We start from the raw sequence: 25,056 nt of genomic DNA on the forward strand, positions 1-25,056 counted from the left end.
AGGCCTATTTATTTTGTTGTTAAAGGTTACTTGACGTTTGGCACTCTGTGGCTACACCACTCTGCTCAGCTTGTAACCTTATTGGCATCTTAACAGCTTTAACGCTAGTTCGATGTAAAGTAGGACCTACAGTGACATTGTAAGTTTTGACAACCTCAGGGCATAAATCACGTCCCTCAAGGGCATCTCCGGAAACTGACTGAACATCGCCTCCAAAACTTATATAATAAGTACCAATACCATCATCTGCTTTAGTACCTTCAAGCTCTATTTTGTGAACACCCTGTGTTAACGCAATCTCAATTGGCCCAATTTGACGTTGTGGTTGGTCATTATCATAAACAACGTTACCACCAACTTTAAGCTTAAAGACATCATCATTGTGATTACCATTATCGCCATAAGTAATTGTGATCGTGAATGGAATAGTGAACAATAAACCATTACTTTCGTTGTTCCCAACTCTCACAGTGACATCACCAGTCTTAGCTCCAACAGGAACTTTCACTTTCAGCTCTGTTGACGTTGCAGATTCAACAATTGCTTCTACTCTGCCATTTTTACTCTGAAATTCAACAATATTAAATCTAGGCTCAACACTAAACCCCGATCCCTTTATTGTAATAACATCTGATGGTTTACCTTCGTCAGGTGTAATTTCCGTAATAACTAAACCGAAAGTAACTTCTATATTATTTGCCGAATAAGCTGTTTCGTCTAAATGTTCCACAGACACTTCAATTGGTCCAACTGCATCGTTGATATAAGTCTCTGGTAACGTGATTGTAGCTTGATTTCCCTCTTCATTAATTACTGCATCTTTACTCACAGTATAGGTATGATCTCTATTATTTGAATCAGTAAACGTAAACTCAGGGTATCTATCCCTAAAGAACCCTTCGTCAATATCAAATCCTACACCATAGATCGTTATCGTTTGATCGCCAGATTCTTTAGAAACTACTCTCGGGTCGATATCTACTATCGAAAGCCCCCATGTTACGATGAAATCAGTTTTTTCAGGAACCGTTGCAAAATCATGTATAGTTTTACCAAAATCAACAACGATACTTGCAATCTGACCAAGTTCAAACGCTGCTTTTAGTTGGCCGTAAAAAGGGATTGCTTTTTCTGCTTGCTTTTCTAAGAATCCACCTAATGCCTCTAAAGGATCTAAGTTAACAAGTTCAAGAATTCTTGTCATTACAGGGCCAAAATGTGGGTTTTCTGAATAAATTGTCTTGATTTCATTATTATACAATTGCTTTAGGATTTGTTTTCCGGCTTCTTCAAAGTCTGACGCCTTAGGGTTATTCATTTCCATAAGCTTCGCGACTTCTTCCTTTACTTTTGGTAAATCTCGATAAACTACTTTTGCAATATCAAGATATAATTCTGCATCTGCATCAATACCCATTTGGTCAAGCAAAACCGAAAAAAATCGGATCATTATATTGTCGATTATTGTTCGAATTGCTAATGCTTTTTTAGCTTCAGTAGCTACGTCGTTGTATGGAGTAGAATCATTGTTAATAAACGGACTAGGTCCAAACTGTTGACCAACGCCAGGCGTTAATACTTGATATAAACATGGCTTATAAATGCACTCTTTTGGGTCATATAGTTTGTCGCCAGCGAAAATTTCGACACCTAAAAATGTGAGGTTTATTGGGCCCGCCATATTTGAGTCCCAAGGATACAAAATATGTTCCATTTCAGGTTTGTTTAATTTATCTGAGGTTAAATCTAAATTCCCTATCTCATCGGTCTTATAAATACGAGTACTAAGGTAAAGCTGTGAACGGTTTTGTAATTCTACACACCCGTCATAACCAAGAATATCCCTCCAGCTTTCTCCTTCTTTACAATTGTTCATTACTTCAGCAAAATTCTCAAAGCGACTTGTTGCCGAAATCGTAAAATTAAAATAGCTGTCCATGTAATCAGTTACGTTTGGGTTAAGCGTATTACTTACATTATTCGCAGACAAAGAACTTCTAATTTTGTTATATTTTAAAGGGTTAGCTTTAGTATTCCTGTCATAACTTTCTTCAAAATTATTAAATGTATATTGGCCTTTAACCAATGCCACATCAAAACGCGTGTTCTTAATTTGATATTCGTAACTATTGTCACTTTGAATTTCCAAATTCACCTGAAACTCACGTGTTAAGTAGCCTGAGCGTTTGTCAAAAAAATGAAGTTTTGCACCGTCCGTAAAATCAAAGTGATAATCCATCCCGTCAACATATGGAATAGCACCAATGCCCATCGGATTCGAAGCGACGAGCAATTGGTTTGAAAATTCATTCGCTTCCTTAACAGAAAGCTTTATCGTAGAAGCAACCTCATATCGAATCTTGTTACTTGCACCAATATTATTCGTTAGATATAACGTGCCATCTGTAATATCAGAGGGTACAGTGAATGAAAGTCTTGATTCAGAATAACTAGATGGAACGAGTGTTTTATTACCCATAATAATACTCGTGTTACTATCAAAACCCGCGCCCCTTAGTTCATATAATTCTCCCTCTTGGACTTTAATTTTTGAATATCCAAATATTAACGGAGAACCTGCTTTATAGGGACTCAGTAGAACTTCATTTGAACGCTTTCCTCCTGTATATATAAACGCTTTATATTTCCCAAAAGGAACATCAAATTTAAAAGTTAATTCCGAACTATTGTGAAATGTCGGATTGATGTTATAAATTTCTTCTCCGTTGTAAACTACAACTTTAGGTTGTTCTAGCTCACCAAAATCCTCACCAGTAAAAGAAATATTATCTCCTACACGATAAAATCTTCCTTCTGTTTTACCATTAAAATACCCATACTGACTAAAGATTTGAATACTTGGTGATTCACTTAAACGAAATCCTTCAGCCCGTTCATATGGTGACGCATCATACACATCGAGGATCTTGTCACCATCATTATCCAAATCGCTAAAGTCGGGATCGCCATCTTTATCACTGTCTTCAGGCAACCCTTTTATATTTTTCTTTTCAGCAACATCTGGCACACCGTCATTGTCTGAGTCTAGATCTAGAAAGTTCAATCTATCATCTTTATCTGGATTCCCAGCACCTTCAAGCTTGTCTTCAATGCCGTCGCCATCGCTATCTAAATCTAATAAATTGATAATTCCATCGTTGTCTTCATCAAGAGTTATTCCTTGTTTAACATAGTATTCATAGAAATCATGAATGGAATCTCCATCGGTATCTATGCGACTTGGTTCAATACCTATTGCGTATTCTGCGTGGTCATCAATACCATCTGTATCATTATCTTGAATTACGACGATTTCATAAGAATAGTCAGGTGCACCACCAGACAAGTCATCAATCACGCTTAAATTAAACTTACCACTATGTGGGATCTTAGTAAGAACATGCGCCATATTTAACGCACTATGGTTATGGATCTCTGAGGAATTAATTACAAGTCCACTTTGATCTGAAAAGTAGACTCTAGGCTTGAATTCATTCGACTGATACGTGATGCGCGCCGATATATAATCACCCTTTGTAGCATTAAACTGATATAAATCACCATTGTCACCCGAATCTGAAATTACCCCCTTAACCTTGAAAGGGAGGTCACTAGTGACTTGTACAGCAACACTTGGGTTATCGTTAGGTTCAATCTCTTCTATTTCGGGGTACTGACTAAGTTGGCCATTAAATGGAAAATCATCGTTTTCATCTAAAACGCCGTCGCCATCTTCGTCTTTGTTTTCCCAAGTACCGGTTGAAGGGTCAATCTGGTCATTGTTCCCGCCGCCATCATTACCACCATCGTCGTTACCATCGTCACCGTTTCCATTTCCTGGTTCAACAATATCTGGTTCTTTTTCAATAGGGTCATTACAACCAGTTAAGCTGAGCGCTAGCACGCCGCTTAAAAACATCGCTATAAGCGTTTTAGTTTTCATTTTGCTTCCTTTTAGTCCTTTAAATCTTAAATGGTGTTTGCATTCTAATTAACGCGTAAGACTTAATTGAAATATAATAATCGCTGTATCCACTCCCCGCGCCTGCAATAGCCCCCAGTGCATTGCAGCCTAATTGGTGCTTGTGCGGGCTGTACATTACAAACTCAGCGTCTAAAGGGTTTGGCGATGGATCAGTTAGGGTTAAAATTTTCCCTATTACCCAATTCGCAATTGGTACTTCTAATTTTTTACACCAATTAACTTCGATCTTAAGCAAATTGGCATCTTGAATATTAACGTGCTGTTCATCTGTGATTTTTTTTGCATCAGACTTACGATACATAAGATTGTCATTAGGTATTTCTTGCCAACGATTACCGTGGCGGTCACTCCTAGTTACTTTGTGTTTATCAAAAATCTCAGGCGTCGGGCTAAGAATATTTATTTGGGCACCTGCTTTGGCAATCGCACTTCCCTCAACGTACAACTTTGACATTAAATAAGCCCTACCAACTTCAAGCGCACTTGATTCGTCTCGCATAAATATTGGCACCATGCCTTGTGCTAAGGCATCTCGCATTTTGGCTTTACTTCCGTTATTTAACGATCCTGCTCTTGCTGCTTCAAATGTGGCTGCATTAAGCGTCATTTTGTCGCGATAGATAGTTGCCCATTGAATCAACAGCATTATCATGACAAGAACGATAGGGGCTAAGAACGGAATGCTGATCGAAAATTCAGCCATTGCTTGACCGGTTTGAAACTTTCTACTCATCATTAAATTAATCATTGCTTGCAACAGTCGTGTCAGTAGTTTTAGAAGACTGAATTCTCATTAATTCTAAAAACAACTGATCCATGCGTGATTTTGCATTGGTGTCGACAACAAGGTGGTTTTGAGCCTCAATTAAAATATCGGTAGCTTGTCTCACCCTTGCAATTGCAAGGTTATGCCATGCTTTCGCATGTTCACTATCGCTATTTATACAATTTTGATACGCAGTTACCGCAGCATCAAGGCGATTTGTGCGCGTATAGATATTACCTAAACGAAACCAAGCCGGAGCATAGTTTCGTTTTTCAGAAAGTAATTGGCGATAAAGTCCTTCGGCCAATTCAAGCTGGCCGGAGCGATAAGCGGTTTCTGCATTTGCTTCTATCGCAATTAAATTAAGTTTCGTCGATTTTGTTGGTTCATGCTTAGGTGTAGTTGAACACGCTAAAAGCGTACTTACACATAAAACTAACGTTATAATTTTAATTAATGCTCTTACCATGAGATTTTACTTCCTACTTTGATATTTAACCTTTCAGCATTACCCGACTCCAGCTCAAGCACGCAGTAAGCAGCTTTAGACCTCGCCATTCGCCAAGGTTTTAAATTTTCATAAACATCAGTAACTGTGCCTGCTTTATCAACAAATACGGCGTCAATCGGATAACCCATCCACATTGTATGAATGCTACTACATGGCTTTATGAGTAAACCAAAGCCAGAATCAATTGTTCGGCCTAGTAGGCCTCTCAGCCTTAACCAAGCGGTATTAGCAAGCCCTAGCCTAAAGTTATTTACGTTTTCGTTGTCTATTGTTAATTCAACTAGCTTCATATTAAACTTCGTAAATAAATTTCATCACGATCGGGAAAAACAGAATCGCAAAGGTTACAGGGAAAATGAATGCAACAAGTGGAAACACCAGTTTAACCGGCGCTTCAAGGGCTTTCTTTTCAGCACGTTGAAAACGTTCGACTCGTCGCTGATCCGCTTGAACTCGTAATGTTGAGCCTAAACTTGCACCCGTCCGCTCTGCTTGCGCCAATGCGCTAACTAAGTTATTGATTTCAGTAATTTGGACACGCTCTGCCATAGAACGAAACGCATCAATTTTGCCAACACCTGCGCGTAAATCCCGCATCACCTTTTCAAACTCAACTTTTAGTGGCCCTTCCGGACCTTTATCTACAGCTTGAGAAATAGCACCTGTTAAATTCAAACCAGCTTCAACCGCCATGGTAATAAAATCTAAATACACAGGCAGTGCTTTAACTATTTTCATTTGACGCTTTTTCTTTAAGTCATTGAGTGTTACAAGAGGTAAAAAGTAGCCTGCGATAAACGCACACGCTAAGTAATTAAGCTGAACTGAATTGAGGGCAGCTAAACAAAACCAACATAACAGACCTGAAATGATTGATACGACAATACGAATACCAAAATAGTCTTCTGCTGAAATGATGTAAGACAACCCTGAAATTTGTAGCTTTTTGTTAGTTTTAACTAAATAATCTATCGGTAAGCGCTCACCGATATAATGCGATGCTATCTTAACAAGCGGCCAAATAAGCCGAAGTGAAGGAGGCAAGGGATCCATAAAATCACGGCTATCTTCTGGCACATTTTGCTTTATCCTGGTAACGCTGTACGCGAATAAACATATTGATGCAGCAAAGAAAATTAGTATCCAATATAACATCTCAACAAATCCTTTTTACACGTCGATGTTTACGATTTTCTTAATAAAGAAATATCCGATGTAAAGCATGATTGAACAGCCAGCTATCACTGCCCATCCCATAGGTTCGGTAAATAAACGAGACATATGAACAGGCTCCATATGGTACAAAACATAGCCAAGGAAAATAGGAAGGCCCGTCATTACAATGCCCTGAATTCGACCTTGTGCTGTCAAACTATCAATCTTGCCTTCCATCTCAATTTTTTTACGTAAAGTGTCACCTAGCCTTTCTAATGTTTCAGCTAAATTACCACCGATCTCTTTAGATATTTGCATGCCCGCAACCACTAACTTAAAGTCTTGTTCAGGCATACGTTCAACCATATTATTGAGCGCCTCAATAAAATCGACACCCAAGCGTTGCTCACGTAAAAAGAGTGAGAACTCTTGAGATATTGGCGCATCGGCTTCTTGAACCATCGCTTCTATCGCACTTATTAAACTTGAACCCGAACGCATTGACGCACAAATCATATTGATCCCATCCGGCAGCTGTTCAATGAATTTTTTACGGCGCTTTTTCTGCAAAAATTTATAAAGATAAGGGGGCAATATTGCCATTCCAATAACAGCAAGTGCAGCTAAAAACCAAGCGCCAGTGTAAGCCCAAACAACGATAAAGGTTATGAACATTAATACGATATTGCCGACAAACAATTTACCCGGTTCAATAAATAAAAACATGTCTGATAAATTGCGCTTCGCGTTGTATTTAAACGTTTCGTGGTATTTCTGCGCAAGTTCTCGTGAAATAAATGACCCACCAAAAATCAACAGTGCGACTGAAGCCCCCACGATGATCATCAATACCATGCTAGACATTTGGCACCTCTGGCTTGAAGATACTAAGGTCCACGTCTATGCCACGATCACGAAGATTCTCATAAAACTCAGGAACCATTCCGGTAGCCATAAAGTGGCCTACAACCTTTCCGTTTTCGTCGTAACCTGTTTGTTTAAATTTAAAGATTTCTGATAGCTGTAAGGTGTTCCCTTCTACCCCGGTTACTTCGGTAATTGAGGTAACTCGACGCGAACCATCACTGAATCGGGACTGCTGCACTATCATATTAACCGCTGAGCCAATCTGTTCGCGTATCGCCATTATTGGTAAGTCCATGCCCGCCATCATAACCATCACCTCTAAACGTGATACACAATCTCGTGGTGTATTCGCGTGTGCGGTTGTTAATGAACCATCGTGACCTGTATTCATCGCTTGCAGCATATCTAATGCCTCACCACCACGACACTCACCTACTACAATTCTGTCGGGGCGCATACGTAAACAGTTTTTAACCAAATCTCGAATTTCAACAGCACCTTTGCCTTCTTGGTTAGGTGGTCTTGCTTCCAGTGATACTAAGTTAGGTTGATAAAGCTTAAGTTCGGCGGCATCTTCCACTGTAATAATACGTTCGTCATCTGGAATAAAGTTTGATAACACGTTAAGTAACGTCGTTTTACCTGAACCTGTACCACCTGAAATAACAACGTTTCGTTTATTTATTACTGTTGTTTTTAGGAAGTTAGCCATATCTTCATTCATGGAACCAAAGTTAACGAGATCTTCAATCTCTAACTTCTTATCCATAAATTTACGAATTGTAATACACGGACCTTTCAGCGCTAATGGTGGAATAATCGCATTCACACGTGAACCATCTTTTAAGCGAGCATCAACCATAGGTTGACCTTCGTCGATACGACGACCAATTGGCGTAACAATACGTTCGATAGCACTTAAAACGGCTTGTGGGTCGGTAAAACTAATATCAGAAAGGTATAACTTACCTGAACGTTCATAGAAGATTTCATCGTAAGCATTAACCATTATTTCTGATACTGCTTTATCATTGACCAAGGCCTCTAACGGACCCAAACCAACTGACTCATCAAGTACTTCTTTCGCTAATTCCGCACTGTCGATTTCAGCAGGCAGTGAAAGCCCACTAATTATACTGTTAATTAAACTGCCACTTTGACTTCTTAGCTCATCGTCAGACATTTCCGACACATTAACGCGTCTTAAATCAATTTGACTAATCAGTTCTTTATGAACACGTCTGCGCCACTCATTACGTTCTTTTATTTTTTGCCTAGTTTCGTCTGTATCGCCCTGCGCGAGTTCGTGGTGCTCCTTGACAGCAGAACTGGGCTGAATAGAATCAGCTTTTGGTGTGCTATCACTGTGCGTGTTCGACTGTGAATGGTTAGGCCGTTCGGAGAACGCGTGTTTAGGAGAATTTTTGTTTTCTGCTTTTACATGAATATGATAGCCACCAATTTCAATCAAATCCGATTCATCTAGTGGCCCTACAGATTCAATTTTCTCTTGATTCACAAACGTGCCTGTTCGGCTGTCGCGATCTTCCAAAAAAATACCATCTGGGCGGTAATAAAGTTTTGCATGTTCACGTGATACCTTAAACCCATGGAGTTTTATCAGGTGATTTTTGTCTTTACCGATGACACATGTTGGCTCACTACAGCGAATTTTACCAACTTCAGTACCTTTTGCCGTTTTAATATTGACTTCAAACATACTGGCTAATCCAAGATATTAAACATTTCAAGTTTGTTTGCTTCACCAATTAGCTCTTTCGCACGTTGTAAGCGGTTTTGATGCGATTCATCCTCAATCGGTACGATTTTAGGAGTCACTAAAATGATTAATTCACTTTTCTTGTCAATAAAGTCTCGTGATTTAAATAACTCGCCTAAAATTGGGATATCACCAAGTAGTGGAACCTTGTTAACAGACTTTGACATATCACTACTTACTAAGCCCGATATAACAAGTGTTTCACCATTTTTTACGTTTACAACAGACTCAGTTTCTCGAGTTTGAAAACCAGGATAGTCGCCGACGGTAACTGATGGGTCTATTGAGCTGACTTCAGCTCGCACAAAAGAGACAATGTTACCTTTAGCATCTGAAGTTGGTTCAATTTCTAATTTTATACCGTACTCTTTGTACTCAACATTTAACCCACCGTTTGAATCAACAATTGGGATTGGTACTTCACCGCCAGCAAGAAATCGCGCTTTTTCACCACTTCGCGTACTTAGTGTTGGCTCGGCCAATGTGCGAGAATCACCTTGCTCATCTAATAATTGAATCTGGCTTGTTAAACCAGTGGCAATACCAAACGCAGCATAACCAGAGTTACCAATCGCCATATTGCCTACTGCGTCTACAATTTGGTCACCCATTGGGTTTTCGGTGTATACCGAGAAAATATCATTCGTTACAAAGTTCTTAATACCGCCGTATGCAGGCCCTGCCATAGCACTGCCCCACTTAATACCAATATTTTTTAGCGTGTTGTTACGCATTTCTACAATCTGTACGTCCATCCGGATCATATGTTTTAAATCTACAGTAGTAGGTGCCAGACTTAACATAGAAGTTAGATTTGGGATCATTTCTGATAAGCTTTCAGCCTTTGCGATCACATCAGCTGTAACTTCACCTTCGAGCACTACAAGGCTACCAAGCTTACGAGCTTTTACGCCCGGTAAGTCTCTAACCAATGACTGAACTTGTTGCTCAAGCTCATTCATATTAGTCGGGTCGACATTGACATAAATTTTTTGAGTTTGGTTAGTCGCATTCCAAATTTGAATCTCAGTCTGCCCTGCTCCTTCTGCAATAAGTAACAGGCGGTTATCATCAAGTACTTTGGTGCTAACTACTCCACCTTGGCCTACTACAACGCGTGTCACTTTTGATACTGGCAGTACTTCGATAGAACCAACATGAAGCTCAAGTTTAATGTTTGCAAAACAAAGTGTTGGAAATAGTACAAAAAACATACTCAACTTAATAAAATAACGTCTCATTTTAATCCCTAAAAACTGCTATTAACCTTGTTAGCAAATGTCTTAAATTGGCTAACTGGATTTTCTATTTTATTTTCTCGTGTAACGCCTTGGGCTATCCCGCCATTACCTCCGATAATGTATTCCACTTGGTGTTCGCGCTCGTTGTGCAAAAACACATCCGCTTCTTTAATTAGTGTACTACTAACCTTTAATTCATCTTTTCTGTTTCTCAATAGCGCAACAAACGAACCATATTCTTGAGCCAGTGATACACGGCCCGCATCCATTGTTGATAAGTCTAAGGTAACGGTTGAATATGCTTCTGTTTCGCCAAAAATAGATTTCTTTAGTTTGTCTTTTTCTGAAATGCTTTGACGACCTGTTGCTAGCACCGTTACGCGTTCAAGAATCAAATGAAGACTCTTATCACTTTGCTTTTGTGAGAGGTAAAGATCGATGTAGTCACCCGGCATTAGCATATTTGCATTAGAGTTATTTTCGTTAATATTGATAGTTACAGCACGACGCCCAGGTTTTAAAATATCCGAAAATTGTTCTTCACCGCTTTTTGGTACATACGATAATAAAATTGGTTTGCCAGGCTGCACATCATTTAACACCATCTTATTTGCAATTAAGCCAAAGTCATTTGGATGAATTGCATCATCAGGAACATAGTCTTGTGGAATTTCACGCACAACCGCTTTATCTGGTGTTAGTAAATCACCCTTTGATAGCGGTCCAACTGCTACCACAACAGGGACTTTTACTATATCGGTACGTGAATATTGTTGCTGAATTTCACCTTCTTTTACTTTTAGATACTGGCCCACAGCCCAGGCTGCTATACCGCCAAGCAATAACGATATAAACAAAAGAACCCAGTTTTTATCTAAAAATTTAATTGATTTCATTAAGTTATAACCTCTGAGTTTTATTTATTAATTATCTTCGATGGTAATGGGGTAATGCTTTTGGCATAACTGTACGCGTGATAACTGTCTTTGATTTTTTGCGTTAGGATTTCTATGGCATTGTGTCCTTGATGTTCTTCAAGAAAACCGCCTAATTCGTTTTCTGGAATTGGCATTAACAAAGCGGCTACGAGCGCACCTGTTACGACGAAAAACTCAACTGCCGATTGTCCTTTTTGATTTCGTTTAAATGTCTGCATCTACTCTGATCGCCGTTATAAATGTTTGATTATTCTCAATATGGAACGTCGCATTAAATTCACTTGGACCTCGTCTAGCTAAAATAACCCCCTCTTTTTGTTTGTGATGAGTTTTAGCTCGGTCAATCGTAAACCCTTGTTGTTCAAGGTAACGTGTATAAAAAGACACATTGTTTGAAATGCTTTTTCTATTGCTCAACAACAGTGTTACTGAGTACTTCGCGCCATCTTTTGCTTTGATTTCATTAAGTACTTTACTGCCACTGGGTTTTGGTAGGTCACTAATTTTACTAACAATACGAGCTAGTTTATTTGACGGCGAATGTGACACTGATACCACGGCAATCGACTTTGGATAATGCTGCGTGACTTGCGCTGTAAACAATTTTCCATCGAAAAATTTACTCACTACAACTTCACTTTCAAGTTCCTTTACACCGAACTTCTTACCATCACCTTGCCAAGCCTTAGCATAAAACTCTGCATGTTCTGAACGTTTGAGTGGCGTTTCAACTTGCCAAATACTCACTTGGCTACCATTCATAAAAATATCTTCTGCTACAACTGTAACCTCACTATCTTCAGGAAAAACGAGTTCAGCTGCATTAACAGAGTAAATAAATAACAAACTAAGTAACGTAATAAATCTAATCAATAACATGGTCTTTATCCTTGTCTGGATCTGTATCATCACCATCGCCAGGGTTACCGGTATCATCACCAGGAATATCTTCGCGATAACGCTCTAACGGTAATTCTTCAATATCAACATGACCAAACTTTAACGAGCGCGAATTTAAATGCTTTGCAATTGGTACATGCGACAAAAAATTACGCAATGTGTTAATTACCGCGTTATCAAAAAGGTTAGAAGGCACTAATCCTTTAACTTGATCAATATTGTGGCGAGGCCCGCCTACATTCCAACCATCGGCAAGCACATACAATTCACTATTCATTGCAATTTCAAATTCACTTTCACGCTTCTTCTCACGTCCAGCTTCGCTAGACATCGCGTTTCTTCCATCTTCGTCTTCGAGCAGTAAATGACTTGCTATCTGAAGTTCTGATTGCCCTTTAAAAAAACCTTTATCGTTAAATTCAGTGCCACCAATCTCAAGTAATGAAAGTGCCCCATTAAGAAGCGCTGTGATATCGCCAGGTGGCTTTTCATGCGTCGTTTTCACTTCAAAAAAGCGATGTTTTGCTTCATTTTCTTCATTAGGGTTATACGCTGCAAACAAACTTTGGTGCGCCTTGGTTGATTTCGCTTGCGTAAACTTAAAAGATGCATACCCATCGTCAACACTGTTCCACCCCTGACTGGAATCAACTGGGCGAGAGTCAATCGGTGTAGAAAGCTTTGCGAAAAGACGATTGGGTACTTCGCTTTTTATTACATCCGTCTGCTTAATTGCCAACCTTCCTTGTCCCGAGTTGGAGTAATTTTTCTTTCCTTCCTCAAGCCATACTGTTTTTTCAAACGCGATGTAGCGCGCACTCATATCATTGTAATGTCGTGCTTCAATTACCTTCGAGAAATAGGGTAAAAGCAGCATCAGAGGTGCTATTACAAACGCTAACAAAATGCCTACTTCAACTAACGATTGTCCATGTTGTTTCTTCATTTACATCCCTGCCAAATCTAAACCAAAAACAGCACCTAAAAGATAAGTACGTTCCGAATTGTCGATATCTTGTAAACTTGTTTGCCAGTATGGGTTATATAGATTTCCATACTCAAATCGAGTATTTGGCCACAAGTCAGTCGCGCGATAATAGTAAATTCGAGCCTTTGCTGCCGATGAGAATTGGTCACGAGGTACGTCCATGCCCTCTTCAATGTTGATGTCAACATTGCGTGTCTCATTTTCTTTCGTGGTGCCTATACCTAACGACTTTGATGTTTGTAACGCATCGATAGATTTTGATACAACAATCGTTACTGGAGGCGCATCATTCGATTGATCAATTTTCTTAACAGAATAGAACTGTTGTATGCCGCTATATGCATCATTCATCGCACTTTCCCGTGCGTATGCACGATTTGAAGCGCTGCGGTTTATACGTCTTGATTGTCCATATAGGCTGCGACTTGAGTATCGTCTTGTATCATTATCTTCACCTGCGTGCGATCCGCCCCAACCTATGCGCGCTTCACGTTTTCTGCAGCGAAACCGTTTCCAACGTTTGTAGTGAATACTTAATGTATCCATTGATGTCCAGGTCTCTTTATCTCGTTCACCGTGGTTAATTAAATCTGTGCCTCCGGCTTGACGCGTTTTGTAGTAGCCTGTGCACCAAGGCCATGTAAATGAAAACGGAAAACCCCAATCATGTGAACGATTGACTAAAAATTGATCGCGAGAATTCGTGACTACTTTGAAAAATTCTTGATAACGTCCGGTGTTATCTGTCCGATTAAACCCACCTTGATAATCGCGCCAATCGTTGAAAATAGTATTCATTAATGTTGTTGCAGAAATAATGTCCAATTCGGCATCAGCATCATTTAACTTTACGATTCCATTGAGTGAATCAACCATCGCAGCCGACGACGCATACGACATAATACTTTGCGATTTTGACAGTCCCGTATTCACTGCATTCGTTAGCGTCACTGCTACTTCTAACCCCGGTTGTAAAACCGTATCATTGATACTGTCGATGTACTGCTCAGCCTGCGTAAAATATGCACCGACACCTGGAATAAAGCGGGCAACATCTTCGATGTTATCGAATGTTTCTACAGCAAAATTAAACCAAGAGGAAAGACCTACATATTGTCCAATTGCAACATGATTTGCGATCATTGCACGGTTTGTGTACGCCTTGAAATTTAGCTCACGTGCTAAAAATTGAGAACCACTTAACACAGCCGCATCAGATGTGTTTTGTAGCCGAGTTTTGTGCAGGTTCTGTTGTGATACGTTATATAAATAAAGTAAAAATAGAACGATTACGGGTAAAAAAATCAAGCCAACGACTAGCGATTGACCGCTTTGTTTTCTCATAACACAACCTTGTGAAAAATGGGGAGATGCCTCCCCAACTACCTTGTCTTAACAAGTACTAATCTGTACCAGAACCACCACCGGAAGTACCACCTGATGATTTATTCGCACCATCGTTGTAATTTCCTAAATTGTAATTTTTATCTGCTACAGTAGCACTATCACCAGCAGCGTCTTTTGCCGCCTGAATTTGGTTTCCAGAATCTTGTCCCGAAATTTCAGTCGATATTGCTGAGACTTGATTCCGTACCGTTTTACCGAAAAAACTATATACACCTATTGCCGCAACCGCGATGAGTGCAACAATGATGATATATTCGGTCATACCTTGACCAAACTGACTACGTTTCATAACCCACCTTTAAAAGTAATAGGTAAATTATTACTTAGAACCTTTAGCAGACTTATTCGCTGCATCATTGTAGTTACCTAGGTTATAGTCTTTATTTGCAACGTCAGTAGCAGCCTTAGCTGAATCTTGTGACGCTTTAATTTGTGTTGCAGAGTCCTGACCAGACACTTCATTTGCAAGCGCTGATACTTGGTTTCGTACTGTTTTACCGAAGAAGCTATATACTCCAATAGCTGCAACCGCAATCAGTGCAACGATAATAATGTATTCGGTCATACCTTGACCAAGTTGACGTTTTTTCACTGTTTTCTCCTTAAATAGAATAAACGCACCAAAAATGATACGTGCTTTAGAGAGAATGCTCTATTCACCAAAGGGATGACAAAACTTGTTACAAAATTAAATTTTTTTGAAAAAAATACACCTAATGGCGTACTTACAAACTCGCTGTTTTACTCAGGATTTGTGTGCGGTTTTTTGCACCTGTTTTTTTCAAAATACGCTGTACGTGTGTTTTAACAGTCGCTGGAGAAATCGCCAACTCTTTTGCAATCTCTTTATTTTGTAAGCCACTATGAAGGTAGGTAACTATTTGATTTTCTTTACGTGTTAATACACTTATAGGTTTACTTTCTTCGACTCGTTTATTGATATATTCAGACGCTATTTTTGATAATGCCGCTCTACTAAAGAGCAATTCAAAGTTTCCTGAAAGCACTTGTAGTTGATCAATAATCAGCTGAGGTGATAAGTCTGTTTGTAATACGCCTCGATAGCCTTTGCGTAAATAATCGCATTCTTGTTCAAAGCTTATAGATTGCTGCAACACGATAATTGACTGTTTCTCTAATCCATATAACGAATAAGAACGTAAATATGTTGACTCTACAAAGCACACATACTTATCAGAGTGCTGCGTGTTAATTTTATCCCCGGGCAGTACAAAACGTACCTTAGTGTCTAGCAAGTTGGCACATTTAAACACTTTACTCGCCAACTTATTTTCTTTGCCTATAATATAAAAATCCATTTTCTCAATTACACCTAGAAACTTAATTTACGATATGTTTGCGCATCTTTGACGCTAAAATCCTTAGTTTTTAAACGTTCTACAGATTTTAATCTAAACCGCTTTTCATATAATTTATTATGGTACTGTGCAAAGCCAAATTGGCTATTGTCTAACAAGAAAAACATGATATCTGGTGGTAACACTTCTATCATACCGACCTCAGGTGGATTCATTCGCTGACGTTTATTGAGCGCCATACTAAGCATATTTTTCTCTTTCGCTGAGAGCATCCAACGTTTATCTGTAATCGGTGTGACAATAAACAAATTTTCGCCATCATATTCAGCAATTAGTTCGCCACTCTTCTGTTTAAATGTTAAATAATCAGGAAAGCCTTCTTCTTTAGCAGTAGCTAAAACAAGTTGATCAAACTCTTCATCTGAACCTGTAAAATTAATCTGCTTTTTAACCCTTGCTTTTATTTCTTGATCGTTAATCGACACATACGTTTTTAACTCATGATCGTATAACTGACTTACGCCCTGTTTTAACGAAACGTATTCGGTTTTATGGTAGTGTTCAGGAATATTTAAATCAAAACGCGTAAACGTATCAGACACCCAAAAGTCACTGGTACCATAATCTTGTTCACCATTAAACACCTCAAAATGGAAGTGCAAAACGTCCGCAGCTAAGCGTGGTGAAAATTGCAATAGCGCAATGGCGAGGGAAATAGAAAAGAGTCGTATCATGCTTCAATCCTTGAAAATAATCGTGTGATGTCACTTCACCTTTTTACTACTTTATGGGAACATATTATTTTACATTTTGCAACGCTTTGTAATTTAGTAACTTTATAAATTCAGTACAACATAGGACGTGTTATGAAAATCAACCCCCTTGCTATTTGTGCCACAATAGCAATTTCTGCATCATTCGCTTTAAATGCAAAAACCAATCAACTAGCGCAATTTATGTCGAATATTGAAGGGTCTTCGATAACCCATCAAGATTACAAAAAGTACGTTAAAAAAACCGTATTGGTTGGGTTTGAACAAACTGGCTATCAAGGTAAAGATGTCAAAGGATCGCTTAGCTCGACTAGCTATAGTATTCCGCTTGCATTGAGCGAAGTGGATGTTGTTGAACAATATCAAGCAGCGCTTGAAAAAAGTGGTTTTACCCTATTAAGTCAATGCTCTGCATCGGCATGTGGCAGTATCGCGAGTATGGCTAACGCACTAGGTATTTCTGCACCATTTGGGTTTGATGAGACGCAAGAGTTTCGCTCTTTTGCCATTAAAGACGACCTTTATGTCACCATTTATGCAACGGGTTACGATAAAGCGCGCAATCTGAATGTTCAGGTTGTGGAAAAACGCAATAACAATTCAACAGTATCTGTCGACAAGGCGTATATAGATTCGCTTATCGACAAACAAGGAAAGTATCAAATCCCCAATATTCAATTTAAGTTTGATAGTGATGAGTTAACCGAATCTTCGGGTAAAAGCATCGAAAAGCTGGCAACTTACCTGAAATCTGTGCCTAATCAAAACTTCTATTTAGTCGGTCATACGGATGACAGTGGTAATGCTCAGTACAATCAAACATTATCGAAAAAGCGCGCGTTGGCTATTCAAACTAAGTTAAGTGATTTAGGTATTGAAAAATCGCGTTTAGTTGCAATTGGTGTCGGTGAGTTTTCACCTAAAGAAAGCAATACATCAGAAAACGGGCGTTTATCTAACCGCCGTGTCGAGCTAGTTAAACGCACAGACTTGCTGTAAACAAAAACGCCCAACAGATGTTGGGCGTTTTAAAATTCTATTTTTCGAAATTGTTATCTGAATAACACTTCTTCTTTCTTAAACCAATGTACACATGCAGCCATTAATACACCAGCTAAAACAGCGGTAGCAATAAAAATCATACCAACATAGCTATAATCTACTGTGCCTTTAATAATTTCTTTAATAGCTAATGCAACATTGGTAATTGGCACCATAGCTGTACTCATGCTGAGTTCCATATTTGGCATCATTGCAACAATCAGCGGTAAAAACGCCAACATTGACAATGGTCCCATATAGTTTTGCGCTTCTTTAAACGAACGTGCGTAGATTGAAATCGCAAGCACGAGTGATGAAAACACGCACGCAAGTGGAATGAGCAGTAATAAGATTAATGCAAAGTCCATGAAACCAAGCATTGAAAATGCATCAGTTATCTTTTCAACATCAAAGAAGCTACTCGCCAACTTCATCCAGACTCCCATACTGGCAACGGTTATTAATGCCGTGGCAAGCGAGGTAAAAAGTACTGTAAAGAACTTGCCCAATACCAGTTCGGTACGTGGAATTGGTGTAAGCAGTAGAGTTTCTAATGTACCGCGTTCCTTTTCACCCGCGCCTAAGTCAATGGCTGGATAACTTGCACCCGCAAGCACTAATGGGATCAATAAATATGGAATTAACGCGCCGAGCTTTTCACCTAAGTTTTCACGTAAATCGGCGGTATCTACTTTTTCTAATACAACAGGGTTTAACAGTGATTCTTGATGCTCTTTCGCAATACCAAGCTTGTTAAATTGCTCACTTTGTAATGTTTGCGAAAACTCTTCCGCCATTTCTTTAATGCGGGTAAAAATAAAACTCAGTGATGACGCATCGTTAAATACAATTTGCCATTCATTACTGCTACCATTTTCCAACGCGTCGCGCGCATCTGAAGGAATAACAATACCTACATCAATTACTTCGTCTTTCACCGCTTGCTTTAATTCTTCAACGGTTTTGAAGTCTCCTTCTACCAACTTAAAGTTTTTATGAAAAAACAATTTGTCTTTAAATTCAGGTGCGTACTCAGCGTTGATAATCGCGTAATTATGTACCTTTTGCTCAGCCTCTAAGGCTGCTTTACTCATTAGAAAGCCCATCAGCGCAAAAATCACCGGGAAAATAGCAACCGGTAAGGCAACGACAAAGATAAGGGTTTTTCTATCGCGCAGCAGTTCTTTTAACTCTTTTAAAAATACCTCAAACACTTTGTTGCTCCTTCAAAATCGTTAAAAACGCATTGTTTAATACATCGCTTTGGCCACGTGCTTTAAATTCATCAATCGTACCATCAAAACAGGTAATGCCTTTATCAATCACACTTACGCGTTCACATAAAAGCTCAACTTCATCTAAATGGTGAGTTGAGAAGATAACCGGCGTGCCCTGCGCTTTAATACTTTGAATAAAGCTGATCACAGTTTGCGTTGTCATAATATCAAGGCCCGTTGTTGGCTCATCAAGCACAATCACTTCGGGGTTATGCACTACTGCACGGGCAATATTGGTTTTTTGCTTCATGCCGGTTGATAAATGCTCCGCTCGCTTATCTAAAAAGCTATGCATATCAAGCATCTCAAACAACTCTTCACAACGCGTTTTTACCGCTTGCTTATTCATGCCATGAAGCCGTGCAAAATACTCGATGTTTTCCTTCGCCGTTAAACGCCCGTAAAGTCCGGTAGAACCTGATAAAAAGCCAATTTTTTTACGTGCTTCAAGTGGCTTTTTAACAACGTCTATTCCGTTAATTTCAATTTTCCCAGCATCAGGGCCCAATGCAGTTGAAAGCATGCGTAATGTCGTAGTTTTACCGGCTCCATTTGGTCCTAATAAACCCAATACTTCGCCCTTATTACAGGTAAACGACACATCACGAACTGAGTGAAAGTAATCTTTGTCTTCTCTAGGATCCTTTTTTTCTTGGTTTTTTACTTTATGATCTTTAGTAAGCTTAAAACGCTTTTTCAGCGCCGACACTTCTATCATTTCAACTTCCTTCGTTTAGGACGAAAATAATCGGTATTTTCGTAAAATGCTTTTTCTTTGTTTTGCTCGTACCAATTTGGTACGCCAAGTAACGGTAATGGAAACAAACTGCTGTTATCGCAAAGAATGTCTTCGTTTTCAATAAGATTTTCAAGATAACTGTCTAGCCAAGCATACCTATCTTTCAGGCATTTTGGCATTAATTGATGTTCAACTGTGATATATAGGGCTTTTCCGGTTAATCCAAGGTAAGGGCGTGTTGCCATTTCGTAATTTGCATGGCCAAACATAAACGGATAAATCGTACTGTGCCACTGTTCACGCTGATTAAAAAAACCTTCAATCCATAAATGATTTTTCAATAAATCTGCCTGTGCTTGATCACATACGACTAGCACGCCGCATTCATCCAATAATGTAATGGCATTGCGCTTTTTTGAGCGCTCGGTTTTACCATGTTTATTTATTTGCTCAATATGTAATTGATTAAGCAATGCCTTTGTCTTTGGAAAGAGTAACCAAATAAAGGCACCAAACAAATCGTGCCAGTTCTCCAAACGCGTTGGGATCTCTCCCTTATCAAAAATGATTTCTTCGTAATAACCGTGTTGCCAGTCAACATCGTCATTGGCAACAAATGAAATTTGCTGGTTATTTCGGTTTGTTATGTTTATAGCTAAGGAGTTTAGCCAATCAAGTGTTGGCCAGTTGGAAAATTGCGTTAAATTAAATAAGGCGTTTAAATCGTCAAAGATCCCATGATGTAAAAAATCAGTCGTCCAATGTGCTGGGGCTTCAAATTTCATTCTGGTGATTTAAAAAGTAAAAACTAAAACGCGTACTTTAACGCATTTACTAGCACAACACTAAACTAGTTTTTATAATCGCCTAAATTTGTGACACAGGTTGAATTATGAAAAAACTAACGCCAATCGGTATTGCCGTCTCTTTATTGTTAAGTGGCTGTGCAACTACCAATGATCAACACGCGCTAGATGCTGCTTATAACAGCATTAATGCCGAACAACTCGGACAACATATAAAAACAATTGCATCAGATGAGTTTGAAGGTCGTGCGCCATCCACTAAAGGTGAAGAGCTCACTCTTGCCTATTTAGAAAAACATTTTAAAGCATTAGGCTTTGTCGGTGGCAACAAAGGTAGCTTTTATCAAGAAGTGCCACTTGTATCAATCGAAGCATCACCTGATATGTCGCTAACCATTGATGGCAAAACATATCAATACAAAAAAGATATGGTAATGGGTACGAGTCGCATGAGCGAGCTTGAAGCCATTGAAAATTCAGAGCTGGTATTTGTCGGTTATGGTATTAACGCGCCTGAGTATAACTGGAACGATTACGAAGGATTAGACGTTAAAGGTAAAACCGTCGTAATGCTGGTTAACGACCCTGGTTTTGCTACGCAAGACGAGTCACTCTTCACCGGTAATGCAATGACCTATTACGGCCGTTGGACGTATAAATACGAAGAAGCATCACGCCAAGGTGCTGCTGGCGCAATTATAGTTCATGAAACTGCCCCAGCCTCTTACCCATGGTCGGTGGTTGAAAACTCGTGGTCAGGACCGCAATTTGGTTTTCAAAAAGAAAACAAGAATATGGATCGCGTAGCCGTTGAAGGTTGGATCACGCTTGATGTTGCCAATGAACTATTTACGAAAGCCGGACTTGATTTTACAAAAGAGAAAGCAAAAGCCGCTAAAGGTGGATACTCAGTTGATATGGGTGATTTAACAGCGTCTGTAACGGTTAAAAGCGAAATCAAAAAATCAGTGTCGCGTAATTTTATTGCAACATTGCCTGGTGCTGAAACACCTGACGAACACATTATATACTCAGCGCATTGGGATCACCTCGGCAAAGATCCAAGTAAAAAAGGCGACAACATTTATAACGGTGCGCATGATAACGCAACCGGTACAGCGGGTATGATTGAAATCGCAGAAGCATTTGCAATGCTGCCGAACAAACCTGCACGTTCAGTGACCTTCTTAGCTGTAACAGCTGAAGAGCAAGGCTTATTAGGGGCCAAATACTACGCTGCAAACCCAGTTATCGACGCAAATAAGTCGGTTGCCAATATTAATATGGATAGTTTGAACCTGCTAGGTCGTGTAAAAGACATGAGCGTAGTTGGCGCTGGTAAATCAGAAATGGATGAGTACTTAGCGCGCGCTGCTGCAAAGCAAAGTCGTACTCTATCAGGCGATCCGCGCCCTGCTGCTGGTGGCTATTATCGTTCTGATCACTTTGCATTTGCACAAATGGGCATTCCAGCGATGTACTCAGGCGGTGGCACCGAAGCGATTGACGACGAAACAGCCCGTTATCGCAAACGTATGGGGCTGATTTTACGTGGATGCTATCACCAACCATGCGATCAATACCGTAAAGGCTGGGATCTTTCAGGTGCTGTTGAGGACTTACAGCTGTTTTATCAAGTTGGTTTAGATATAGCTGACAGCACGGCTTGGCCAAAGTGGTACAGTCAATCAGAGTTCCAACGAAAAAAATAATCACCGCGATTGATTAAATTAAACGGTAATGTGATTGATTCGTATTACCGTTAGTACTATAGTGAAGCTAATATTCGATTAGGTACACTGTATGTTGTTTTCCCTCTCACAATTCGCGCTACCAAAACACGCAATTAAAAGCACTCTCGCTTATAAACGCTTGTTTTTACCAATAGCATTGCTATGCCTTATTTTTAATGAGTCTACCCGCGCTGTAGTGCTTGGCGCCCTCGCCGATGCATTTTTACAAGTAACTATGTTTGTTGCTGCAACGCTTTATGGCTATTACTTATTGGTTAATCGATTTCCTAAACTCGAGTTGAGTTATATTGCACGGGTTGCACCAAAGCTTGAAATTCCGTTTGCCGCTTTGCTCGGTGCACTACCAGGTTGCGGCGGCGCAATAATAGTAGTAACACAATACACTAAAAAACAAGCCAGTTTTGGCTCCTTGGTGGCGGTACTCATTGCCACTATGGGCGATGCAGCATTCTTACTTATCGCTGCAGAGTCAAAAACGGCACTGTTGGTATTAACCCTTAGTTTTACAGTTGCAACACTGTTTGGGTGGTTCGTGAATTTATTGCATCCAGCTAATTTTCTTGCGCCCAATACACCATCACATCAACAACTACAGTGCCAAAGGTTGCCTAAGCCTGTTGGTTTTATTAGCCTTCAATTTTGGCGTATTGTCGCCTTGCCGATGACACTTGCCGCTCTGCTTGTCGCATTTCAATATGACTTTGGTGAAAATATTAACCAAGGCTTAGGTTATATCGCTGCGGCCTGTTGTTTTATTGTAGCGCTCTTATGGGCGTGCTCATCTCCTGGTAAGAGCTATCAAGATGTCACCGCTGAAGACGACTGCAGTAAAGAAAGTTTAACAACAAAGGTACTGCAAGATACACACTTTATCACCAGTTGGGTGGTGGCTGCGTTTATTGGCTATGAATTATTCGTGCTGTGGTCTGATATGAATATAGCAGCTCTTTTTCAAAACTACGCCGTGTTACTGCCGCTTATTGCCTGTTTAATTGGTTTACTGCCAGGGTGCGGGCCACAAATTCTTGTCACCTCACTTTATATGCAAGGATTAGTACCCTTTTCGGCACTTATGGCGAATGCCATTTCAAATGATGGTGATGCCCTTTTCCCGGCGATTGCACTAGCACCAAAAGCGGCGCTCATTGCAACCTTGTATACCTCCATACCTAGTTTAGCTATCGGCTACTTAATCTTCTTTTTTTAGTCAATTAAAAAAGGGGTCATGTGACCCCTTTTTATTAATTAGCTCATTGCCATTAACATGGCACTTGGCGTTTCCAAATAGTGTTTCCACAAGTTATTGAATCGTGCCATCGTTGCACCATCAATAATGCGGTGATCGCCCGACCACGATATTTGCATAATTGCACGTGATTCAACCTCACCTTTAGCATTAAAGCGCGGTAAATGTTGCAGTTTACCGAGTGCCACAATCGCAACTTCTGGCTTATTGATAATTGGTGTTGCTGTTGTTCCACCAATTGCACCAATATTTGAAATTGAAATTGTGCCGCCTTTTAAATCTGCAGGCGTTACACGGCCTTCGCGCGCTTGTTCTGTTAAGCGAGATACTTCATTGGCAATGTCCACCATGTTTTTAGCTTGGCATGATTTGATATTTGGTACTAACAGGCCAAGTTTTGAGTCAACCGCCATACCAATGTTGTGATCATTAAAGTATGTAAGTTCTGTGCAATCCGCATTAACTTGCGAATTGATCACAGGGAACTCTTTTAACGCTAAAGACAATGCCTTAATAAAGAACGGCATCATGGTGAGCTTAACGCCCTGCTTTGCATACTGTTCTTTAAGACTTTTACGCAAACTGATAAGTTCTGTTAAATCAATCTCATCGCTCAATGTGAAATGTGGAATGGTCGATACCGACTCCATCATTTGTTTCGCCATCGCCGCTTGCATACCACGAATAGGCTCAACGCGCGTTGCTTGCGTTTGTGTTGCTACTGCTGGCGCTGATGTGTCGTCAGTGCGCTTAGACGCTGTACTGCCGTCATTTAAGAAACGTTTAATATCTTCTTTATAAACACGGCCATTTTTACCAGAGCCATCCACTTTCGCAATATCAATGTTATGCTCTCGCGCTAAACGGCGCACTGCTGGGCTTGCAACGGCTTTGCCGCTGGCAACAGCTTGTGATGGTGTCGCTTCAAGCTGTTTAACTGAGGCATTTTGCTGGGCGTTCACCACTTTTTCTTGGATATTGATAACTTGTGCACTGGCAACCTGCATTTGGAAAAGCGGCGCATGTACTTTGGCAATCTCACCTTTTTGATGGTAAAGCTTGGTTACTCGGCCTGTGTGTTTAGCAGGAATTTGTACCAGCGCTTTATCTGTCATTACATCACAAACCGCTTGGTCTTCTTTGATTTCATCGCCTTCAGCAACTAACCAATCAACAATTTCACACTCAACAATACCTTCGCCGATATCCGGTAAAATAAAATCTTCAAGTGCGGTGCCTTGTGGCGCATCGCTTACCACTGGCTGCTCAGTGCTGGTTTCTGGCGCTGCTTCTTGAGGCGCACTGGCAACCGCTGCACCATCAACATCCATCGCAAAAAGCGGCGCATGCACTTTTGCTATTTCACCTTTTTGATAATACAGCTTAGTGATAACACCATTGTGCACCGCAGGAATTTGTACCAGTGCTTTATCGGTCATTACATCACAAATAGGCTGATCTTCAGCTACCGTATCGCCTTCGCTAATAAGCCATTCGACTACTTCGCATTCAACAATGCCTTCACCAATGTCTGGTAAAATAAAATCTTGACTCATAACCACT

At 39.9% G+C, this 25,056-nt stretch carries 24 protein-coding genes; 3 read left to right on the forward strand and 21 right to left on the reverse strand.

The window, feature by feature from the left end:
• Positions 1–19 precede the first annotated feature (19 nt).
• The 17 genes from AC2IOM_RS11565 to AC2IOM_RS11645 all read right to left on the reverse strand — a co-directional run bounded on the left by AC2IOM_RS11565 (position 20) and on the right by AC2IOM_RS11645 (position 16,591).
• Positions 20–3,943, reverse strand: a complete 3,924-nt coding sequence (locus AC2IOM_RS11565) for an IPT/TIG domain-containing protein (protein WP_486358450.1) — start codon at positions 3,941–3,943, stop codon at positions 20–22.
• A gap of 19 nt (positions 3,944–3,962) precedes the next feature.
• The gene (locus tag AC2IOM_RS11570) at positions 3,963–4,721 is read right to left on the reverse strand and encodes a TadE family protein (RefSeq protein ID WP_234004705.1); all 759 of its coding nucleotides are present in this window, start codon (positions 4,719–4,721) and stop codon (positions 3,963–3,965) included.
• A gap of 4 nt (positions 4,722–4,725) precedes the next feature.
• Entirely contained in the window at positions 4,726–5,220 is a 495-nt protein-coding gene (locus AC2IOM_RS11575) for a tetratricopeptide repeat protein (protein ID WP_486358451.1), read from the reverse strand.
• On the reverse strand, positions 5,214–5,552 hold the full coding sequence (locus AC2IOM_RS11580) for a DUF192 domain-containing protein (RefSeq protein WP_486358452.1): 339 nt from the start codon (positions 5,550–5,552) through the stop codon (positions 5,214–5,216). Before AC2IOM_RS11580 ends, AC2IOM_RS11575 begins: the two co-directional genes overlap by 7 nt.
• A gap of 1 nt (position 5,553) precedes the next feature.
• Positions 5,554–6,417: a type II secretion system F family protein gene (locus AC2IOM_RS11585; protein ID WP_486358453.1), complete on the reverse strand. Its 864-nt coding sequence runs from the start codon at positions 6,415–6,417 to the stop codon at positions 5,554–5,556.
• 15 nt (positions 6,418–6,432) lie between these two features.
• Complete coding sequence (locus AC2IOM_RS11590; protein ID WP_486358454.1) at positions 6,433–7,281, reverse strand: type II secretion system F family protein; 849 nt, start codon at positions 7,279–7,281, stop codon at positions 6,433–6,435.
• Positions 7,274–9,004 carry a TadA family conjugal transfer-associated ATPase gene (locus tag AC2IOM_RS11595; RefSeq protein WP_486358455.1) on the reverse strand — a complete coding sequence of 577 codons (1,731 nt, stop codon included), beginning with the start codon at positions 9,002–9,004 and terminating at the stop codon, positions 7,274–7,276. Before AC2IOM_RS11595 ends, AC2IOM_RS11590 begins: the two co-directional genes overlap by 8 nt.
• A gap of 5 nt (positions 9,005–9,009) precedes the next feature.
• Positions 9,010–10,305: a type II and III secretion system protein family protein gene (locus AC2IOM_RS11600; RefSeq protein WP_486358456.1), complete on the reverse strand. Its 1,296-nt coding sequence runs from the start codon at positions 10,303–10,305 to the stop codon at positions 9,010–9,012.
• A gap of 8 nt (positions 10,306–10,313) precedes the next feature.
• Positions 10,314–11,201, reverse strand: a complete 888-nt coding sequence (gene cpaB / locus AC2IOM_RS11605; RefSeq protein ID WP_100913333.1) for a Flp pilus assembly protein CpaB — start codon at positions 11,199–11,201, stop codon at positions 10,314–10,316.
• A gap of 20 nt (positions 11,202–11,221) precedes the next feature.
• Positions 11,222–11,461, reverse strand: a complete 240-nt coding sequence (locus AC2IOM_RS11610; protein WP_100913332.1) for a hypothetical protein — start codon at positions 11,459–11,461, stop codon at positions 11,222–11,224.
• Complete coding sequence (locus tag AC2IOM_RS11615; protein ID WP_486358457.1) at positions 11,448–12,122, reverse strand: hypothetical protein; 675 nt, start codon at positions 12,120–12,122, stop codon at positions 11,448–11,450. Before AC2IOM_RS11615 ends, AC2IOM_RS11610 begins: the two co-directional genes overlap by 14 nt.
• A complete protein-coding gene (locus AC2IOM_RS11620; RefSeq protein ID WP_486358458.1) occupies positions 12,109–13,089 on the reverse strand; it encodes a hypothetical protein in 981 nt (326 codons plus the stop codon). Before AC2IOM_RS11620 ends, AC2IOM_RS11615 begins: the two co-directional genes overlap by 14 nt.
• A complete protein-coding gene (locus AC2IOM_RS11625) occupies positions 13,090–14,475 on the reverse strand; it encodes a Tad domain-containing protein (RefSeq protein ID WP_105171433.1) in 1,386 nt (461 codons plus the stop codon).
• 58 nt (positions 14,476–14,533) lie between these two features.
• Positions 14,534–14,827, reverse strand: a complete 294-nt coding sequence (locus AC2IOM_RS11630; protein ID WP_486358459.1) for a Flp family type IVb pilin — start codon at positions 14,825–14,827, stop codon at positions 14,534–14,536.
• Between the two features lie 30 nt (positions 14,828–14,857).
• A complete protein-coding gene (locus tag AC2IOM_RS11635; RefSeq protein ID WP_232732262.1) occupies positions 14,858–15,130 on the reverse strand; it encodes a Flp family type IVb pilin in 273 nt (90 codons plus the stop codon).
• Positions 15,131–15,263: 133 nt separating this feature from the next.
• Positions 15,264–15,857 (reverse strand): response regulator transcription factor, encoded by a 594-nt coding sequence (locus tag AC2IOM_RS11640; protein WP_486358460.1) that lies wholly within the window; start codon positions 15,855–15,857, stop codon positions 15,264–15,266.
• 14 nt (positions 15,858–15,871) lie between these two features.
• Positions 15,872–16,591 carry a hypothetical protein gene (locus AC2IOM_RS11645; protein WP_486358461.1) on the reverse strand — a complete coding sequence of 240 codons (720 nt, stop codon included), beginning with the start codon at positions 16,589–16,591 and terminating at the stop codon, positions 15,872–15,874.
• 132 nt (positions 16,592–16,723) lie between these two features.
• Between AC2IOM_RS11645 and AC2IOM_RS11650 the strand changes: the two genes are divergently transcribed.
• On the forward strand, positions 16,724–17,629 hold the full coding sequence (locus tag AC2IOM_RS11650) for an OmpA family protein (RefSeq protein WP_486358462.1): 906 nt from the start codon (positions 16,724–16,726) through the stop codon (positions 17,627–17,629).
• A gap of 53 nt (positions 17,630–17,682) precedes the next feature.
• Here the strand turns inward: AC2IOM_RS11650 and AC2IOM_RS11655 are convergent, their stop codons facing one another.
• The 3 genes from AC2IOM_RS11655 to AC2IOM_RS11665 are packed head-to-tail and all read right to left on the reverse strand — an operon-like array spanning position 17,683 to position 20,472.
• Positions 17,683–18,885 (reverse strand): ABC transporter permease, encoded by a 1,203-nt coding sequence (locus AC2IOM_RS11655; protein WP_010560151.1) that lies wholly within the window; start codon positions 18,883–18,885, stop codon positions 17,683–17,685.
• Positions 18,878–19,666 (reverse strand): ABC transporter ATP-binding protein, encoded by a 789-nt coding sequence (locus AC2IOM_RS11660; RefSeq protein WP_010560152.1) that lies wholly within the window; start codon positions 19,664–19,666, stop codon positions 18,878–18,880. Before AC2IOM_RS11660 ends, AC2IOM_RS11655 begins: the two co-directional genes overlap by 8 nt.
• Positions 19,663–20,472 (reverse strand): DUF3025 domain-containing protein, encoded by an 810-nt coding sequence (locus AC2IOM_RS11665; protein ID WP_138629718.1) that lies wholly within the window; start codon positions 20,470–20,472, stop codon positions 19,663–19,665. Before AC2IOM_RS11665 ends, AC2IOM_RS11660 begins: the two co-directional genes overlap by 4 nt.
• A gap of 107 nt (positions 20,473–20,579) precedes the next feature.
• On the opposite strand from AC2IOM_RS11665, the gene AC2IOM_RS11670 reads away from it, so the two are divergent.
• Together AC2IOM_RS11670 and AC2IOM_RS11675 are read left to right on the forward strand one after the other, a co-directional pair.
• Complete coding sequence (locus AC2IOM_RS11670; RefSeq protein ID WP_486358463.1) at positions 20,580–22,205, forward strand: M28 family metallopeptidase; 1,626 nt, start codon at positions 20,580–20,582, stop codon at positions 22,203–22,205.
• A 91-nt stretch (positions 22,206–22,296) separates the two neighbouring features.
• Positions 22,297–23,454, forward strand: coding sequence for a putative manganese transporter (locus tag AC2IOM_RS11675; RefSeq protein ID WP_486358464.1), 1,158 nt, complete (start codon positions 22,297–22,299; stop codon positions 23,452–23,454).
• A gap of 38 nt (positions 23,455–23,492) precedes the next feature.
• Here the strand turns inward: AC2IOM_RS11675 and AC2IOM_RS11680 are convergent, their stop codons facing one another.
• A complete protein-coding gene (locus AC2IOM_RS11680; RefSeq protein ID WP_486358465.1) occupies positions 23,493–25,049 on the reverse strand; it encodes a dihydrolipoyllysine-residue acetyltransferase in 1,557 nt (518 codons plus the stop codon).
• Positions 25,050–25,056 lie beyond the last annotated feature (7 nt).

Source organism: Pseudoalteromonas sp. NS-SX12, assembly GCF_057367955.1.